The sequence below is a fragment of the Pasteurella sp. WM03 genome, from assembly GCF_004570945.1.
Taxonomy (GTDB): domain Bacteria; phylum Pseudomonadota; class Gammaproteobacteria; order Enterobacterales; family Pasteurellaceae; genus Rodentibacter.
On the sequence record NZ_SPPO01000002.1, the window covers coordinates 235,391 to 252,311 of the forward strand.

Consider the following 16,921-nt stretch of genomic DNA (forward strand, 5'->3'; position numbering starts at 1 on the left):
CACTCATTTTAGCATAGACAAAAAAATTCTAAAAAATGTTTACTTTATAATCGAAATTGCATAAATCACTGAAATTTATTGATATAAATCAAGAAACAATGAGATTGGATTTTATTTGAAAAGAAAATTTCTGTATCATCCGCACAGTCAAGTGATTGCTTGATATTCATAAAGTTCCTAAATAAAATAATCATAAATATAGCTAAACTACTTTCCTACCACCCGATTCGGGTGGTTTTTTTTTGCCTTCTCATTAGCTTATTTGCTAAACATCAAGTAAAATGACCGCACTTTTTTAACCAGTGAGAAAGAACGATTATGTCATCACAATTTGTTTATACCATGCACCGTGTCGGGAAGGTTGTCCCACCGAAGCGGCATATTTTGAAAGATATTTCTTTGAGTTTTTTCCCCGGAGCGAAAATCGGGGTGCTTGGCTTAAACGGGGCAGGTAAATCTACTCTACTCCGTATTATGGCGGGGATTGATAAAGAGATTGAGGGGGAAGCCCGTCCACAACCGGGCATTAAAATTGGCTATCTGCCACAAGAGCCGAAACTTGAGCCACAACAAACCGTACGTGAAGCCGTGGAAGAGGCCGTCTCTGAAGTTAAAAATGCGCTTACTCGTCTTGATGAAGTTTATGCCCTTTATGCCGATCCTGATGCAGATTTTGATAAACTCGCAGCAGAACAAGCCGAGTTAGAAGCAATCATTCAGGCACAAGACGGGCATAATTTAGATAATCAGCTAGAGCGTGCCGCCGATGCATTACGCTTGCCTGATTGGGATGCAAAAATTGAGCATTTGTCGGGTGGTGAACGCCGCCGTGTCGCACTTTGTCGTCTCTTGTTAGAAAAACCGGATATGCTCTTATTAGATGAACCAACTAACCACTTAGATGCAGAATCTGTGGCATGGTTAGAACGTTTCCTCCACGATTATGAGGGGACAGTCGTAGCAATTACCCACGACCGTTACTTCTTGGATAATGTTGCCGGTTGGATTTTAGAACTTGACCGTGGTGAAGGAATTCCTTGGGAAGGTAACTATTCTTCTTGGCTAGAACAAAAAGAAAAACGCCTAGCCCAAGAGCAAGCAGCGGAATCAGCTCGTCAAAGATCTATTGAGAAAGAATTAGAGTGGGTTCGCCAAAATCCGAAAGGTCGCCAAGCGAAAAGCAAAGCACGTATGGCTCGTTTTGAAGAACTCAATTCCGGAGAATATCAAAAACGTAATGAAACCAACGAACTCTTTATTCCACCTGGTCCACGCTTAGGTGATAAAGTGATCGAGGTGCAAAACTTGACCAAATCCTATGGTGATCGCACGTTAATTGATAACCTGTCTTTCTCTATTCCTAAAGGGGCGATTGTGGGGATTATCGGGGCAAACGGTGCGGGTAAATCTACTCTATTCCGTATGCTTTCAGGACAGGAGCAACCTGATAGCGGTTCAATCACCATGGGAGAAACTGTTGTACTCGCCTCCGTAGATCAATTCCGTGATGCGATGGATGATAAGAAAACCGTGTGGGAAGAAGTGTCAAATGGGCAGGATATTCTCACTATTGGTAACTTTGAAATTCCAAGCCGAGCCTATGTGGGACGCTTCAATTTCAAAGGTGTGGATCAACAAAAACGGGTAGGTGAACTCTCCGGTGGTGAGCGTGGGCGTTTACATTTAGCAAAATTACTACAGGCAGGCGGCAATGTACTCTTACTGGACGAACCGACCAATGATCTTGATGTAGAAACTTTGCGTGCATTAGAAAATGCCATCTTGGAATTCCCGGGCTGTGCCATGGTGATTTCACACGACCGTTGGTTCTTAGACCGCATTGCAACCCATATTTTAGACTATGGCGATGAAGGTAAAGTGACCTTCTATGAAGGTAACTTCTCCGACTACGAAGAGTGGAAAAAGAAAACCTTTGGAGCCGAAGCGTTGCAACCACATCGTATGAAATATAAACGTATTGCGAAATAAAAAGAAGAAAGTGCGGTTAATTTTGACCGCACTTTATAAATTGAGGAGTCAAAATGAAAAATTTATTGCTGATTTCAATCATGACATTGGGAGCGGCAGCCTGTGTTTCAACAGAGCTATCTAATCAACATGCCCCCTATGATGCAACAAAAGATGCCAGAATTCGTTTATACGGACAAAATGGACGACCATCTTTTTTAACAGTAAATATTGATGGCAAAAAAGAAAAAGTAACCGTTGGTGGCGGTTTAGGGCAAGCCTTTAGTTCAATGGTTGGAGCCAAAGACAACGAAAGTATTGGAATGCCGGAAACTCCATTAAGCAAGAATCCATCTGCACATTCAAAATTATTATCAAGTATCTTTTTTAAAGAATTTGTTATTCCGGCTAACGCAGAAGTACAGGTCACTAATGAAATTATTTCAATGGACAGCACTCATACGCACTACACCGCAACTGAGAAAATTACGACTGTTATCAAAGGAAAAAGCTGCAAAGGAAATACTGTCACCTTTATTCCTGAAGCAGGTAAAGACTATGAGGTTGCACCAATAAGCACTGATCGGGAGTGTGGTGTTACTGTTTATGAAATTAAATAGAAATATAATATCTATTTAGGAGTGATTATGTTAATTTCTTTACATATTTTCTGTGCATTTTTAAGTTTAGGACTTTTGCTTATCCGCGGCATAATGCAATTAAAGGGGGGAGATTGGCGAGCTATAAAATTGTTAAAAATTTTACCGCACGTAGCAGATACGGCCTTAATCGTAAGTGGTTTAGTGATATTTTTCCTATTACCTTTTGAGTTGGAAACTTGGCTTATCGCCAAATTCTGCCTACTTATTTTGTATGTTATCTTTTCAGCAAAATTCTTTGGCAGAAAGGTGGTAAAAGCCAATCCAATATTCCTACTCCTTGCTCTAATAAGCTTTATTAGTGCGATTCTTATTGCTTATATTCACTAAAATCAGATAAAAAATCCATCTTTAATAAGATGGATTTTTGCTTTTCTAGCCGCCCACCAGTTTAACGGTAAAACCTTTTTCTTCAAGTAATCCTTTGAGCAAATCTCGTTTTTCACCTTGAATCTCAATATTACCGTCTTTTACTGAACCACCTGTACCGCAGCGTTTCTTGAGTACCGTAGCAAGTTTTTTCAATTCCTCATCCGGTAAATCTAAGCCAGTAATGACAGAAACCACAGCCCCCTTTCTGCCACTGGTTTGCCTCTGAATACGCACAATACCATCACCTTTAGGTCTTGGTCGCTGAACCTTTTCTTCTTTAATTCGCCCACTTTCTGTGGAATAAACTAAAACAGAATCAGACATAACTACTGCACAATAGAGGCGTTAATAGAACGAAGCACATCTGCCGGATTCTCTGCTTGTGTAATTGGACGTCCAATCACTAAATAATCCGAGCCTGAACGGATTGCGGCTGCCGGCGTCATAACACGGCGTTGATCACCAAAATCAGCACCAATTGGACGAATACCAGGGGTAATTAATTTGAAATCAGCACCACAGCTATTACGTAAAATTTCCACTTCTTGCGGTGAACAAACTACCCCGTCTAATCCGGCTCGTTGGGTTAGATGAGCAAGACGTAATACTTGTTCCATAGGGGAGGCATTAATACCAATTTGAAGTAAATCCAAATCTTCCATACTGGTTAAAACCGTTACAGCAATTAAAAGCGGCGCCTCTTTACCATAAGGTTCAAGAATTTTTTTCGCTTCCTCCATCATTTTCAAACCACCGCTAGCGTGAACATCTACCATCCATACGCCTAAATCTGCCGCAGAGCGCACTGCTCGTGCAACCGTGTTTGGAATATCATGGAATTTAAGATCAAGGAAAACTTCAAAATCACGTTGATGAAGTTGTTTAACAAAATTTGTTCCCAAAGTGGTAAACATTTCTTTACCAACTTTTAAACGGCATAAGCTCGGATCAATTTGATCAACTAACGCAAGAGCTTCTGCTTCCGTTTCATAATCAAGTGCGACAATAACTTTACTACTCATAATTTTACCTCTCTGTGTACCTTTTATTATGTATAAATTATATTGATGATGGCTTTATTGTTTCCCAATGACGGCATGATGGGCAATTCCAAAGTAATTTATGAACCTGATAGCCACAATTTGAACAGCGATAAGTGGCACTTTGTTTAATACGCTCACCGACGATTTTATGAAGTAGAGTAAGACTCTCCTTTCCTCTCCCTTCTTCTGCATCATCAATTTGATATTGGATAAAATGATAGAAAATAAGCGTACTTGGCTTTTTTGTTAATTGGTGATAAAGCTTAGCTTGTGCAGCAGATTTTCCATCTTTTTCTTCAATTAATTTTGTCAGAGCTAAATTAACTTCATCATTTTTAACCATTTGTCCTGCACGAATCAAAAATAACTCAAAATTATCAAGCTGGTTTAGTATTTTATAGCAAGATTTTAAAGTTGATAGCACTTCACCAATATAGTCAGGGTTTTGATAAAGTACATTTTCTAATGTTTTAATTGCCTGTGGATAAGATTTTTCTTCAATATCAATATCTGCCAATAATATTGATGCTCTGACACAGCTGGAAGAAACTTGGAGCGCCTTTTGCAAAAAATTGCGTTTTTCAACCGCACTTTCCCTACTCAAACTTTCAGAATACTCACAATAACATTGTGCAAGTTCAATATCATTCTCTTTTGGACTAATTTTCGCTAACTTTTCTGCAATATTGACAGCCTTTTTCCACTCTTTTGTTTTTTGATAAATTAATAGCAGCTGTTGTAGTGCATTCTCGGCAAATTCAGGTTCATCCACTAATAAAATATAAAGGCTTTCTGCACGATCAAAAAAACCTATCGCCATAAAATCACAGGCAAGCTGCTGTTTAGCTAAAAGTTTTTGTTCAAAAGAATAATTAGGGCTACGATCTAGCGTTTGATGAATGCGAAGTGCGCGATCTACCTCGCCGCGAGAGCGGAATAAATTACCAAGAGTAAGTTCCGCTTCAAATTGGGAATGACTTTCTATTTCATTCTCAGTTTCTTGTTTCTGCAACATGTCCAAAAACAAATCAACTGCTTTATCTGTTTGATTAGAAAGTAAAAAATTAACCCCCGTGACATAATCACGGGAGAGTTTATTACTAATATCTTCCTGATCTTTTTTTGCACTACGCTGCCCCATATACCAACCATAGGCTGCCGCAATAGGCAAAAGCAGAAAGAGTAGTTCAAGCATTATTCAGCCCTAGTTTTATCACGAGCTGTGGTTAAATCGTTTATCTGTAAGGCTTGTCGTTTAATTTGTCGATTAAGAGACATATTTTTGAGTTTCAGTTTTAAATAGAAAAAACCGGTGATACACCATCCTAAGAGCAAGCCTAAACCAAATAAAATGGCAACCAATGTTGAAAGTTGGAATTGACTTTCTGCCACAATATAATTGAATGTGATAATTTGATTATTATTAGCCCCTACCGTAATAGCCACTATCACGATAGCCAGTACAATAACAAATCCTAAAATATATTTAATCATAATGAATCCCTCAAAAAATTTTCTTAATTATGCCAAAGTTTCCTATGAAAAACGACACCTAAGTGTCGCTATTTCATCTATTTCTACGCAAATATATCCACCCTTTCTTTCAGTGCTTTTCCCGCTTTGAAATGTGGTACGCATTTCGCATCTAATTTGACAGAATCACCGGTTTTAGGATTTCGCCCAAGACGGGGCTGACGATAATGTAAGGAAAAACTACCAAATCCTCGAATCTCTACACGATTATCTTCTTCTAATGACTGTGAGATAAGCTCTAAAATATCTTTTACCATTCCTTCAACTTCTTTTACGGATAAGGAAGGATGGTTAATGGATAAATTTTCAATAAGTTCTGATTTGGTCATTCTATTTCTCCCTTATTTCTATTATATGCTGATTTATGACAATAAGATTTATTGATAAGTCAGTCATCATTACTATGAATGCCGGATGAATTAGCAATAAACCCTAAAAAATAAGGCTGGGACTTCCCCAGCCTTGCCCAAATATTAATTATTCACCTTTAGCAGCTTTGAAAGCTTCAGCCATAGCATTTGGAATAGCAACTTCTTCTTGTTTATTATTCACATTTGCAACCGCTGCTGCTTCTTCAGCTTGATCTTTTGCTTTTACAGATAAGTGAACGATACGAGCTTTACGATCTACACCAGTATATTTTGCTTCAACAACATCACCTGCAGATACTTCACCTGTTAAATCAGCAGCACGAATGTAACCTTCTGCACCACCAACTAATTCAACTTTTGCACCTTTAGCATCGGACTCAACAACTGTTGCAGAAACTACTGCACCTTTTTTGTTGATAGCAATAAAGTTATTAAATGGATCTTCTTCAAGCTGTTTGATACCTAAAGAAATACGCTCTTTCACTGCATCAACAGCTAGCACAACGGCAGAAACTTCATCACCTTTTTTGTAGTTACGAACAGCTTCATCACCTGAGACATTCCAAGAGATATCAGATAAATGAACTAAGCCGTCAATACCACCTTCAAGACCAATGAAAATACCGAAATCAGTGATAGATTTGATTTTACCAGTTACTTTATCGCCTTTATTGTGAGTTTCAGCAAATTGAGTCCATGGGTTTGGTTTGCATTGTTTTAAACCTAAAGAAATACGACGACGTTCTTCGTCAATCTCTAATACCATGACCTCAACAGTATCACCTAAGCTGACAACTTTAGAAGGATGGATATTTTTGTTTGTCCAATCCATTTCAGAAACATGAACAAGACCTTCAACACCATCTAAAATTTCAACAAAGCAACCATAGTCTGTTAAGTTAGTGACTTTACCGGTTAATTTACTGTTTACCGGATGATTCTCAGCGATAGCAACCCAAGGATCTTGACCTAATTGTTTTAAGCCTAAAGATACACGAGTACGATCTTTATCAAATTTCAAGACTTTAACCGTTACTTCATCACCAACATTTACGATCTCACTTGGATGTTTAACACGTTTCCAAGCCATATCAGTGATATGTAATAAACCGTCAACGCCACCTAAATCAACAAATGCACCGTAGTCAGTCAAGTTTTTAACAATACCTTTAACTTCGGAACCTTCTGCAAGGTTTTCTAACACTTGTTCGCGTTCTTGGCTATTTTCAGATTCAATTACAGCACGACGAGAAACAACAACGTTGTTACGTTTTTGATCTAGTTTAATAACTTTGAATTCTAACTCTTTACCGAGTAAGTGATCGGCATCACGTGCCGGACGAGTATCAACTAAAGAACCTGGCAAGAATGCACGAACACCGTTTAACTCAACTGTGAAACCACCTTTCACTTTACCGTTGATTAAACCGATAACAGTTGCTTTTTCTTCATAAGCTTTTTCTAACTCAATCCAAGATTCGTGACGAACTGCTTTCTCACGAGAAAGTTTAGTTTCACCAAAACCGTCTTCAACAGCGTCTAATGCAACATTCACAGTGTCGCCAACTTGAATATCAAGCTCGCCTTGCGCATTTAAAAATTCAGCAACAGGAATAGCTGACTCAGATTTTAAACCTGCATCAACAAGGACAAAACCTTTTTGGATAGCTACTACAGTACCGTTAACGATTGAACCTTGACGGGTTTCAAGGCCTTTTAATGATTCTTCAAAAAGTTGAGCAAAAGATTCTGACATATAAATAATCTTCTTTAAAAGTTAATAACATCCACATTTAATCCTTAAGATGCGGGGTTGAAAATAAACGTCTATTCATCCTTGAATAAACAGGGTTTAAAGATTGATGCGCTGTTGAATATAGACCAAAGCCTGATCAATCACTTCATCAATGCTTAATGTTGTACTATCAAGCAACAACGCACCTTCAGCAGGTTTCAGTGGCGCAATCTCACGATTTCGGTCACGAAAATCACGCTCTTTTATCTCGGCTAAAATCTGCGCAAAGTTACCATTAATTCCCTTACTTTGCAACTGTTTATAACGTCTTTTTGCGCGTTCTTCTGAGCTGGCATCTAAAAATAATTTTACTTGAGCCTGAGGAAATACTACTGTTCCCATATCACGTCCATCAGCAATTAATCCGTCATTTTTAGCAAAATCTTGCTGAAGTTGCAGCAACGCAGCCCGAACTTCAGGAAAAACTGCCACTTGGGACGCAGCCTCTGCGACCTCTTGTGTTCGAATCAGATGACTCACCATTTCACCATTCAAAAGAATATGGACTTCTCCGTCCTCTGGAATAAATTGAATATTCAAATTGCGTGCCAGTTGGGCCAAAGCCAATTCATCCGTTAAATCAACCGCACTTTTTAATGCTGCTAAAGCGGTTACACGATAAATTGCACCGCTATCTAGCAAGGCATAACCCAATTTTTCAGCCAAAGCATAACATAATGTCCCTTTGCCCGCACCACTTGGCCCATCAACGGTAATAATTGTTCCCATAAGAAATCCTATAATTTATCTAACATACCTAAAACCAATGTGGAGGACTGCTTCGCCGCTAAAGGTAAAAATTCTTCAAAAGATAGCGTTGCCTCGCCATCGCCCCCATCAGAAATAGCTCGTACCACAACAAAAGGGACATTAAAAGCATGGCATACTTGTGCAATGGCTGCCGCCTCCATTTCTACCGCCGTCACATGAGGAAAATCAGTTTTTATTCTTGAGAGTTTTTCTTCGCTATCAATAAAGCTATCCCCTGAACAAATCAGCCCTCTTTTCACGGCTTGCCCTTGCTGTTCCGCAATATTTTGGGCTAAATCTGCTAATTTTTTATCAGATAAAAATGAGGCGGGATTAGCCGGAAGTTGACCTTTTTCGTAGCCAAATGCGGTGACATCAACATCGTGATAACGGGTTTCATCGGAAATGACAATATCACCAACTTTTAATCCTTTCGCCACGCCACCTGCAGAGCCTGTATTGATCACCAGATCCGGTTTGGTTAGTTGTAATAAAGCCGTTGTCCCGATTGCAGCAGCAACTTTCCCAATGCCCGATTGCAACAAAGCAACCGTTTTTCCATTAATTTTACCTTCAAAAATGACCGCACTTGCTACACGAATTTCATTTTTTTCCGTCATTAAGCCACTCAAAATATCAACTTCTTGTGCCATTGCGCCAACAATACCAATCTTCATTTTTTAATTTCCCTTTTCCAACTTATTCACTAAATAATCTAATACTGCCACACTGTAATCATCGTTATAAAGTGTACTTGCTGTGAGGACATATCGCCCTCCAATCACAACATAAGGATAAGTAAAAACACCATATTCCTCTGTGAGTTCAATCGCCTTTTCCACTTGCTCTTTAATATTGGTAGAATTTTTAGTTTGAATAAATCGCGCCTTATCCACCCCGTTATCTTCTACCCATTTTAAAATTTTTTCCAATGAAGCCAACTCTACATATCGTGATTTTTCCGAGGTTTCAAACAATAAAACATGAGATAATTCATCCGCTTTCAACGCCTTCAATGTATAAAACACCTTCGCACTAAATTGACTTTCTGCTGTTGCAACGGGGTATTGTTCCAGCACAATTTTATCTGCCCGTATCTGGCTATAAAGAGACAAAATATCCTGTGCCGACGAACATACCCGACAATCGTAATCAAAAAAGAATTGAACAGGAATTTTTTTATCCGCACGAAAAACCTCTCCTACCGGCTCTTGATAGGAAAAATAATCCCGCCCATCTTCAAATTTTAATGTATCCGCTGAAGGTAATAACGGTTGGTTTTGTGTGGAAAAATCCTTGGGATGAGGAGCAGAAAAAGCCACTTGAGGCAATCCCAACAACGCAAGATACCCCCACCGCCACATTGTTATTCTTTTAATCATCAATAGGCTCAATATAATCAACCAATAACTGTACGCTACGATTACCACGAAATTCATTTATGTCTAATTTATAGACCAAACGAGCCAGCCTAACAGACAAATCAGGATACAATCGAGTGTCAATATTAAATGCTATCGCATCCAAAAGCGGCCCGCCTTGTTTCGGTTCAACCAACATTTTTAGATGATTTTTATTCTGTCCGATTGCACGCTGATCTAGAATTTTAAATTCACCATCAAAACAAGGCTCTGGGAAGGCTTGTCCCCAAGGCCCAGCCGCTTTTAGCAATTCTGCTATTCCAAGGGTTAATTCATGAGCCTGTAATTCACCATCCGTCCAGACGATATGTTGTAAATTCGCTTCACCTAACCAATCAGAAACCGTTTGATTGAAAACTTGCTGAAACTCGGTAAAACAAGCTTCTCGAATACTCAAACCGGCGGCCATAGCATGGCCACCAAATTTTAAAATCATATCCGGGTGCGAAGAATGTATTCTCTCTAACACATCACGCATATGCAGCCCTTCAATAGAGCGTGCCGAGCCCTTCAACACGCCTTCACCATCTTGCGCAAAAGCAATCACGGGACGATGATATAAATCTTTCAAACGAGAGGAAACAATCCCAAGCACACCTTGATGCCAATCAGCCTGATAGAGCGTGATACCAACTGGTGGCTCATTGAAAAGTGCGGTCAAATTTCGGCAAATTTCTAACGCCTCAATTTTCATTCCTGCTTCAATTTCTTTACGTGTTTGATTAAGCTGATCTAAATCCAACGCTAATTCTCGTGCTTTTTGCATATTTTCCGCAAGAAGTAATTCTACACCAAGAGACATATTATCCAATCGCCCGGCAGCATTTAAACGGGGGGCGATAGAAAATCCAAGATCACCTGCTGACATTTGCTCAAGATTGCGATTCGCTACTTCTGCCAAGGCGACAATCCCCGGACGACAATATTGAGCACGAATACGCATTAATCCTTGATGCACTAAAATTCGGTTATTCTGATCAAGCGCCACCACATCGGCAATTGTACCTAATGCGACAAGATCAAGTAATTCCGTAAAATTAGGTTGGGTTTCTGCATTAAAAATCCCAATATCACGAAATTTTGCCCGTAGGGCAAGCATCAAATAAAATGCGACTCCCACACCGGCAAGGGATTTTGACGGAAAACCACATTGAGCCAAATTTGGATTGACAATCGCATCAGCCGGCGGCAACTGTTCAGGAGGCAAATGATGATCAGTCACCAAAACCTGCACGCCCTTTTGTTTCAAAAATACTACGCCATCAAAAGAAGACACGCCATTATCTACGGTCATCAACAATTGCACACCTTTTTCAATCGCCATTTCAGCGACCGGAATACTCAAACCATAGCCTTGCTCAAAGCGATTCGGCACTAAATAATCCACATTTTTAAAACCAAGCTGTCGCAATGCCAATACGGTTAATGCTGTACTTGTTGCACCATCGGCATCAAAATCGCCCACAATAATAATTTTTTGCTGTGTTTGATAAGCGGATATTAACAATTCCACACCTTGTTCAATGCCATATAACCGATTTGGGTTCAACATTGATTTCAAAGTGCGGTCTAATTCTTGAGGATTTTGGATATGACGTGCACGATAAAGACGATCTAACAGGGGATTTTCACTAACGAAATCCCCTCCTGATACTTCACGACGTTTGATGAGTTTATTCACAACAATAATAAATCAGACGGTATAAAAATAAACTAAAAAATCGGTGGGCATTAAGCCCACCTTTGTCTTATTCTTCCAACGCTGCCAATAGATCAGAGGGTTTCAAATATCCTCCAATCACTTCACCTGTTGAGGCCACAATGCTTGGCGTACCGCTCACACCAAATTGAATACCTAACTCATAGTGTTTTTTCACAATATTCGGCGTTTTTACTTCTTTCGGCAAATGACCTTTCTCCGCTTCATTTAGTGCAAACACAGGATCTTTTGCAGTCCAAATTGCTTCCATCTGTTTTGCTGTTGCAGTGTTCATACCAGCACGAGGGAAAGCCAAATAACGAATGGTGATTCCGAGATCATTATAGGCTTTAATTTGTTGATGCAATAAATGGCAATAATGGCAGGTGATATCCATAAATACCGTCACGACGTGTTTTTCATTCTTCGCAGGATAAACGATCATCTCATGCTTATAGGAATTAAGTTTATCCATCAAAAGTTTACCTGAAACATCCAGCGGGCCTTTATTCGTTAATTCATAAAGTTTACCTTGAAAAGCATATTTTCCATCTTCTGTGACATAAATAATGCCTTCATCGGTTACCGCTGTTTTAACGCCTGAAACAGGTGAATCTTTTATATCAATACTTTTAGCACCCAATGCCTTTAATTGGCTTTTAATCGCCGCATCATCAGCCATCGCATTCACGGCGATTCCACATATTCCACATAAAAGTGCGGTTAAAATTTTCTTCATTTTCGATCCCTAAATTTGCTAAACAAGAAAGGCTGAGATTATAAAGAGATTGCTAATTTGTGCAAGCCTCGCTACCCAAAAATCAGAAAATAGCATATAATCCGCCAAATTCTGAGTAAAGTAAATTGATTATGTTTGAAATAAATCCTGTAAAAAATAAAATCGCAGACCTTTCTGAGCGCACCGCTGTGCTTAGGGGGTATCTTTGACTTTGATAGTAAAGTAGAACGCTTAGAAGAAGTCAATGCTGAATTAGAACAACCCGATGTATGGAACGATCCCGATAAAGCCCAAGCTCTAGGGAAAGAGCGTGTTGCGCTTGAACAGGTTGTCAATACAATCAAAAGTTTAGAACAAGGCTTGGAAGATGTTGACGGACTACTTGAGCTTGCAATAGAAGGCGAGGATGAAGAAACCTTCAATGAAGCCGAATCAGAATTAACCGAGCTTGAACAACAACTCGAAAAATTAGAGTTTCGTCGTATGTTTAGCGGCGAACACGATGCTTGTGATTGTTACATTGATTTACAAGCCGGTTCAGGTGGTACTGAAGCACAAGACTGGACTGAAATGTTATTGAGGATGTATTTACGTTGGGCAGAAAGTAAAGGCTTTAAAACTGAATTAATGGAAGTTTCCGATGGTGATGTAGCAGGATTAAAATCAGCCACCGTCAAAATAACGGGTGAATATGCCTTTGGTTGGCTACGCACTGAAACCGGTATTCATCGCTTAGTGAGAAAAAGCCCGTTCGATTCCAATAATCGCCGCCATACCTCCTTCAGTGCAGCCTTTGTCTATCCTGAAATTGATGATGATATTGATATTGAAATCAATCCTGCTGATTTACGTATTGATGTCTATCGTGCTTCTGGAGCAGGCGGTCAGCACGTGAATAAAACGGAGAGTGCAGTACGTATTACCCATATGCCAAGCGGAATTGTGGTGCAATGTCAAAATGACCGTTCCCAACACAAAAATAAAGATCAGGCAATGAAGCAGTTAAAAGCAAAATTGTATGAACTGGAGCTGCAAAAGAAAAATGCCGACAAACAAGCGATGGAAGATAATAAATCAGACATCGGTTGGGGTAGTCAGATTCGTTCCTATGTGTTAGATGATTCCCGGATAAAAGATTTACGCACAGGAATAGAAAACCGCAATACACAAGCCGTGTTAGACGGTGATTTAGATCGTTTTATTGAAGCCAGTTTAAAAGCCGGATTATAAAAGTGCGGTCATTTTAAATCATGTTTTTTAAAGTTAAAAATTCACTAAGGTAAACAAAAATGTCAGAACAAGAAGTAAAAGAATTAGACCTGAACGGCGAAATGTTAGTACGCCGTGAAAAATTAGCTGCGTTGCGTGCTAAAGGAAATGCGTTCCCTAACAAATTCCGCCGTGATTCGCTTGCACAAGATTTACATAATCAATATGAATCGGAAGAGGGTGAAACCTTAAAAGAAAAAAATATTGAAGTCACTGTTGCAGGTCGTATTATGACCCGTCGTGCAATGGGTAAAGCCACGTTCATCACGATTCAAGATATGAGCGGCAAAATTCAACTTTACGTGGCACGTGATAACCTTCCTGAAGGCGTCTATAAAGAAGATGTGGGCTCCTGGGATTTAGGCGATATTATTGGGGTTAAAGGAACATTATTTAAAACTAAAACGGGCGAACTCACGGTTAAAGCAAGTGAAGTTCAATTGTTAACCAAAGCACTTCGCCCACTACCGGATAAATTCCACGGTTTAACAGACCAAGAAGTACGTTATCGCCAACGTTACTTAGACTTAATTTCTAACGAAGAATCCCGCCGTACATTTATTATCCGTTCTAAAGTAGTAGCCGGTATTCGTGAATATTTCATCTCAAAAGGCTTTATGGAAGTCGAAACCCCGATGCTACAAGTCATCCCCGGTGGTGCGGCAGCCCGCCCTTTCGTGACCCACCATAATGCACTTGATGTAGATATGTACTTGCGCATTGCACCGGAGCTTTATTTAAAACGTTTAGTCGTGGGTGGCTTTGAACGTGTATTTGAACTCAATCGCAATTTCCGCAATGAAGGCGTTTCTGTTCGCCATAATCCTGAATTTACCATGCTTGAATACTATCAAGCTTATGCGGATTATCATGATTTAATGGACAATACTGAAGAATTGTTACGCAAATTAGCTATTGATATTCTCGGTACAACCATCGTGAAATACGGTGAATACGAATTTGATTTTGGCAAACCGTTCGAGCGTATTACTTTACACGATGCCACCCTCAAATACGGTGCAGACAAAGGCATTGTAAAAGAGGACTTATATGATTTCGATCGTGCCAAAGCAACCGCTGAGCGTTTAGGTATTGAAGTGCAAAAATCTTGGGGATTAGGGAGTATTGTGAATGCTATTTTTGAGGAAGTCGCAGAACATCACTTAATTCAACCAACATTTTTAATGGCCCACCCTGCGGAAATCTCACCACTTGCCCGTCGTAATGATGAAAATCCGGATGTCACCGATCGCTTTGAACTCTTCATCGGAGGTCGTGAAATTGGAAATGGTTTCTCCGAATTAAACGATGCAGAAGACCAAAATGAACGTTTTGATGCACAGGTTGCCGCAAAAGAAGCGGGAGATGATGAAGCAATGTTTAAAGATGAAGACTTTGTGGTTGCACTTGAACATGGTTTACCACCAACTGCAGGAGAAGGCTTAGGAATAGACCGACTCGCTATGCTTTATGCCAATGCGCCATCTATTCGTGATGTGATTTTATTCCCAGCGATGCGTCAAAAATAAAACGCAGAAAAAAGCAATAATTAATTGTCTTTTATACTATGCCAAAGTGCGGTTATTTTTAACCGCACTTTTTTGTTTTAATGTTTTACTGAACCCAGATAAATAGCAAACAATGTCAAGACAGCGCCAATCCATTGCCATAGATTAATCGCTTTGTGCAAATAAAAATAATCAATAACCAATGCAGCAACCGGCTCGGAAAGTAACAATAACCCTGTTAATCCTAAAGAAAGCAATGGAATTGCATAAGCTATCATTCCCCAAGCTACACACTGCATAATAGCGCCATAAATCACGATTAGTCCCCAATCTTGAAAATGAGTAGGATAAAGTTTGTCTGCATTAAATATTAATGAGGGAATAATTAACACGATGGCACCACTAAAACTAATGATTAACATGAGAGGAAACAATGCAACCTCTTCCTCTTGGTGAACCTTTTTCACCATAACCATTGACGCCGCCAACATTACGGCTGAAATCACCCCAATAACAATACCATAAATACCTTCAATATTATGCTGCAACTCTTCACCGGCAATCAATGCCACTCCAACCATCGCCAACACCAAGCTGAATAGTTGTAATTTACTTTGTCTTTCCGAGAAGAAAATAAACCCAATTACAGCTAAAAAGAAAATTTGTAAGCTATTTAACAAAGTGGAAATACCCGGCCCTACGGCATAAATACTTTCGTGCCAAAAGGCAAGATCAAAGGCGAGAAAAATACCGGATAGACAGCCATACAATAATGCTTTTCTACTTTTCGGGAAATGTTGATATTTTAATTTCATTAAACCCCAGAAAATACCCGAGGCAATAAGTAAACGCCAGAATGCGATGGCATAACCGCCTATGGGTACAAATTTAACGATAATGCTCCCTAAACCGAATAAAATACATCCGACAACTAACATGCCAGCGGCATAATGATGTTGGTTCTGATTCATACAAATATCATCCACAATGGTAAGCAGGCCGTAATAAAGAGTAAAATAAATAATGTATTCACACTTAAAGTCCATTTTTGAATGCTATGAATCGCTAAAACGCCCGCAATCACTAAATGACAGACAAAATAAATGATATAGGCAAAAATACTTTCGGAATTAACCGCACTTTCCAAGCCATTCAAAATCAAAAAAATAAAAATGATTGATGCATTTAAAATCAGTAAAATAATCATCACTAACGGCAGTAATGCAATCAACCCCTGTAATCGGCTTTTCGCTAGCAAGAGAAATAAATTAGATAAAACCACACCAGCTAAAATAGGGGCTATCGGATTATATTCAGCAAAAGCAGGCAAAGGAAACAGGCTAAGGGACATCGCATATCCCAACACACCCAAACCGGCAACCAAAGCCGCCATAAACAAAAAACTGTTGCGAAGTTTTTCCTCTTTTGGTTGTTTCCAAGTAAAATACAAAACAGATAAACCGCATAGACTTATCACGTTTGTAAAGGTCGGGTGGGAAAATAAAAGCCCCATCACTAACCATACCAGCCAATAAAGTGAAAATGCCAAATTTACTCTAATTAAACGCCCACGCTGTCCCGGACAAATCTCCCCTTTATAAAACACCAGTAAAGAAATTAACTGTACAACAAACACAGCCAACCCTAAATGAGGTATCACTTGGTTTTGAGGTTGCAAAGAAAATATAAAAAGATCGACGGCAAGCACAATACCGATGGCAAGTATTGAAAATTGTGTGGAAAAGGATTTTGAAGATTGCTCTGACATAATAAAAAATATGAAAAAAATAATAC

Annotated in this window: 18 protein-coding genes; 5 read left to right on the top strand and 13 right to left on the bottom strand. The window is 39.3% G+C overall.

Going from position 1 to position 16,921, the window contains the following annotated elements; translation table 11 throughout:
- The first annotated feature begins 318 nt into the window (after positions 1-318).
- The 3 genes from ettA to E4T92_RS03270 are packed head-to-tail and all read left to right on the top strand — an operon-like array spanning position 319 to position 2,957.
- Positions 319-1,989, top strand: a complete 1,671-nt coding sequence (gene ettA / locus E4T92_RS03260; RefSeq protein WP_135093422.1) for an energy-dependent translational throttle protein EttA — start codon at positions 319-321, stop codon at positions 1,987-1,989.
- 53 nt (positions 1,990-2,042) lie between these two features.
- Positions 2,043-2,588 (top strand): hypothetical protein, encoded by a 546-nt coding sequence (locus E4T92_RS03265; protein WP_135093423.1) that lies wholly within the window; start codon positions 2,043-2,045, stop codon positions 2,586-2,588.
- Positions 2,589-2,615: 27 nt separating this feature from the next.
- Complete coding sequence (locus tag E4T92_RS03270) at positions 2,616-2,957, top strand: SirB2 family protein (protein WP_135093424.1); 342 nt, start codon at positions 2,616-2,618, stop codon at positions 2,955-2,957.
- Between the two features lie 45 nt (positions 2,958-3,002).
- On the opposite strand, the gene yciH is transcribed toward E4T92_RS03270, so the two are convergent.
- The 11 genes from yciH to dsbC form a co-directional block, all read right to left on the bottom strand.
- Positions 3,003-3,323, bottom strand: a complete 321-nt coding sequence (gene yciH / locus E4T92_RS03275) for a stress response translation initiation inhibitor YciH (RefSeq protein WP_135093425.1) — start codon at positions 3,321-3,323, stop codon at positions 3,003-3,005.
- Positions 3,324-3,325: 2 nt separating this feature from the next.
- Positions 3,326-4,021 carry an orotidine-5'-phosphate decarboxylase gene (pyrF, locus tag E4T92_RS03280; RefSeq protein ID WP_135093426.1) on the bottom strand — a complete coding sequence of 232 codons (696 nt, stop codon included), beginning with the start codon at positions 4,019-4,021 and terminating at the stop codon, positions 3,326-3,328.
- Between the two features lie 37 nt (positions 4,022-4,058).
- Positions 4,059-5,237: a lipopolysaccharide assembly protein LapB gene (lapB, locus tag E4T92_RS03285; RefSeq protein WP_135093427.1), complete on the bottom strand. Its 1,179-nt coding sequence runs from the start codon at positions 5,235-5,237 to the stop codon at positions 4,059-4,061.
- On the bottom strand, positions 5,237-5,536 hold the full coding sequence (locus E4T92_RS03290) for a LapA family protein (RefSeq protein WP_077540980.1): 300 nt from the start codon (positions 5,534-5,536) through the stop codon (positions 5,237-5,239). Before E4T92_RS03290 ends, lapB begins: the two co-directional genes overlap by 1 nt.
- Positions 5,537-5,619: 83 nt before the next feature.
- Positions 5,620-5,904, bottom strand: a complete 285-nt coding sequence (locus tag E4T92_RS03295) for an integration host factor subunit beta (protein WP_077540982.1) — start codon at positions 5,902-5,904, stop codon at positions 5,620-5,622.
- A gap of 148 nt (positions 5,905-6,052) precedes the next feature.
- Entirely contained in the window at positions 6,053-7,702 is a 1,650-nt protein-coding gene (gene rpsA, locus E4T92_RS03300) for a 30S ribosomal protein S1 (protein ID WP_135093428.1), read from the bottom strand.
- Between the two features lie 96 nt (positions 7,703-7,798).
- The gene (gene cmk, locus E4T92_RS03305; RefSeq protein WP_135093429.1) at positions 7,799-8,470 is read right to left on the bottom strand and encodes a (d)CMP kinase; all 672 of its coding nucleotides are present in this window, start codon (positions 8,468-8,470) and stop codon (positions 7,799-7,801) included.
- Positions 8,471-8,478: 8 nt separating this feature from the next.
- Positions 8,479-9,168 carry a 5'-methylthioadenosine/adenosylhomocysteine nucleosidase gene (locus E4T92_RS03310; protein ID WP_135093430.1) on the bottom strand — a complete coding sequence of 230 codons (690 nt, stop codon included), beginning with the start codon at positions 9,166-9,168 and terminating at the stop codon, positions 8,479-8,481.
- A gap of 3 nt (positions 9,169-9,171) precedes the next feature.
- Entirely contained in the window at positions 9,172-9,855 is a 684-nt protein-coding gene (locus E4T92_RS03315) for a thiol:disulfide interchange protein DsbA/DsbL (RefSeq protein ID WP_167753990.1), read from the bottom strand.
- Positions 9,856-9,865: 10 nt separating this feature from the next.
- Positions 9,866-11,593 carry a single-stranded-DNA-specific exonuclease RecJ gene (gene recJ / locus E4T92_RS03320; protein WP_135093431.1) on the bottom strand — a complete coding sequence of 576 codons (1,728 nt, stop codon included), beginning with the start codon at positions 11,591-11,593 and terminating at the stop codon, positions 9,866-9,868.
- A gap of 67 nt (positions 11,594-11,660) precedes the next feature.
- Positions 11,661-12,350, bottom strand: coding sequence for a bifunctional protein-disulfide isomerase/oxidoreductase DsbC (gene dsbC, locus E4T92_RS03325; RefSeq protein ID WP_135093432.1), 690 nt, complete (start codon positions 12,348-12,350; stop codon positions 11,661-11,663).
- Positions 12,351-12,481: 131 nt separating this feature from the next.
- Here dsbC and prfB point away from each other — a divergent pair.
- Both prfB and lysS read left to right on the top strand, forming a co-directional pair.
- A protein-coding gene (gene prfB / locus E4T92_RS03330) for a peptide chain release factor 2 (protein ID WP_135093433.1) occupies positions 12,482-13,580 on the top strand; the annotation gives its coding sequence in 2 pieces (ribosomal slippage) (positions 12,482-12,556 and positions 12,558-13,580; 1,098 coding nt in all).
- Positions 13,581-13,639: 59 nt separating this feature from the next.
- The gene (gene lysS, locus E4T92_RS03335; RefSeq protein WP_135093434.1) at positions 13,640-15,148 is read left to right on the top strand and encodes a lysine--tRNA ligase; all 1,509 of its coding nucleotides are present in this window, start codon (positions 13,640-13,642) and stop codon (positions 15,146-15,148) included.
- Positions 15,149-15,225: 77 nt separating this feature from the next.
- Here the strand turns inward: lysS and E4T92_RS03340 are convergent, their stop codons facing one another.
- Complete coding sequence (locus E4T92_RS03340) at positions 15,226-16,098, bottom strand: DMT family transporter (RefSeq protein ID WP_135093435.1); 873 nt, start codon at positions 16,096-16,098, stop codon at positions 15,226-15,228.
- A complete protein-coding gene (locus E4T92_RS03345) occupies positions 16,095-16,895 on the bottom strand; it encodes a hypothetical protein (protein ID WP_135093436.1) in 801 nt (266 codons plus the stop codon). The genes E4T92_RS03340 and E4T92_RS03345 overlap by 4 nt, the downstream gene beginning before the upstream one ends.
- Positions 16,896-16,921 lie beyond the last annotated feature (26 nt).

Coding starts and splice junctions, on each gene's coding strand:
- rpsA (WP_135093428.1), bottom strand. CDS start 7,702: ATGTCAGAATCTTTTGCTCAACTTTTTGAAGAATCATTAAAAGGCCTT.
- E4T92_RS03340 (WP_135093435.1), bottom strand. CDS start 16,098: ATGAATCAGAACCAACATCATTATGCCGCTGGCATGTTAGTTGTCGGA.
- lysS (WP_135093434.1), top strand. CDS start 13,640: ATGTCAGAACAAGAAGTAAAAGAATTAGACCTGAACGGCGAAATGTTA.
- E4T92_RS03290 (WP_077540980.1), bottom strand. CDS start 5,536: ATGATTAAATATATTTTAGGATTTGTTATTGTACTGGCTATCGTGATA.
- pyrF (WP_135093426.1), bottom strand. CDS start 4,021: ATGAGTAGTAAAGTTATTGTCGCACTTGATTATGAAACGGAAGCAGAA.
- E4T92_RS03295 (WP_077540982.1), bottom strand. CDS start 5,904: ATGACCAAATCAGAACTTATTGAAAATTTATCCATTAACCATCCTTCC.
- E4T92_RS03315 (WP_167753990.1), bottom strand. CDS start 9,855: ATGTGGCGGTGGGGGTATCTTGCGTTGTTGGGATTGCCTCAAGTGGCT.
- cmk (WP_135093429.1), bottom strand. CDS start 8,470: ATGGGAACAATTATTACCGTTGATGGGCCAAGTGGTGCGGGCAAAGGG.
- E4T92_RS03345 (WP_135093436.1), bottom strand. CDS start 16,895: ATGTCAGAGCAATCTTCAAAATCCTTTTCCACACAATTTTCAATACTT.
- dsbC (WP_135093432.1), bottom strand. CDS start 12,350: ATGAAGAAAATTTTAACCGCACTTTTATGTGGAATATGTGGAATCGCC.
- yciH (WP_135093425.1), bottom strand. CDS start 3,323: ATGTCTGATTCTGTTTTAGTTTATTCCACAGAAAGTGGGCGAATTAAA.
- ettA (WP_135093422.1), top strand. CDS start 319: ATGTCATCACAATTTGTTTATACCATGCACCGTGTCGGGAAGGTTGTC.
- E4T92_RS03270 (WP_135093424.1), top strand. CDS start 2,616: ATGTTAATTTCTTTACATATTTTCTGTGCATTTTTAAGTTTAGGACTT.
- E4T92_RS03310 (WP_135093430.1), bottom strand. CDS start 9,168: ATGAAGATTGGTATTGTTGGCGCAATGGCACAAGAAGTTGATATTTTG.
- lapB (WP_135093427.1), bottom strand. CDS start 5,237: ATGCTTGAACTACTCTTTCTGCTTTTGCCTATTGCGGCAGCCTATGGT.
- E4T92_RS03265 (WP_135093423.1), top strand. CDS start 2,043: ATGAAAAATTTATTGCTGATTTCAATCATGACATTGGGAGCGGCAGCC.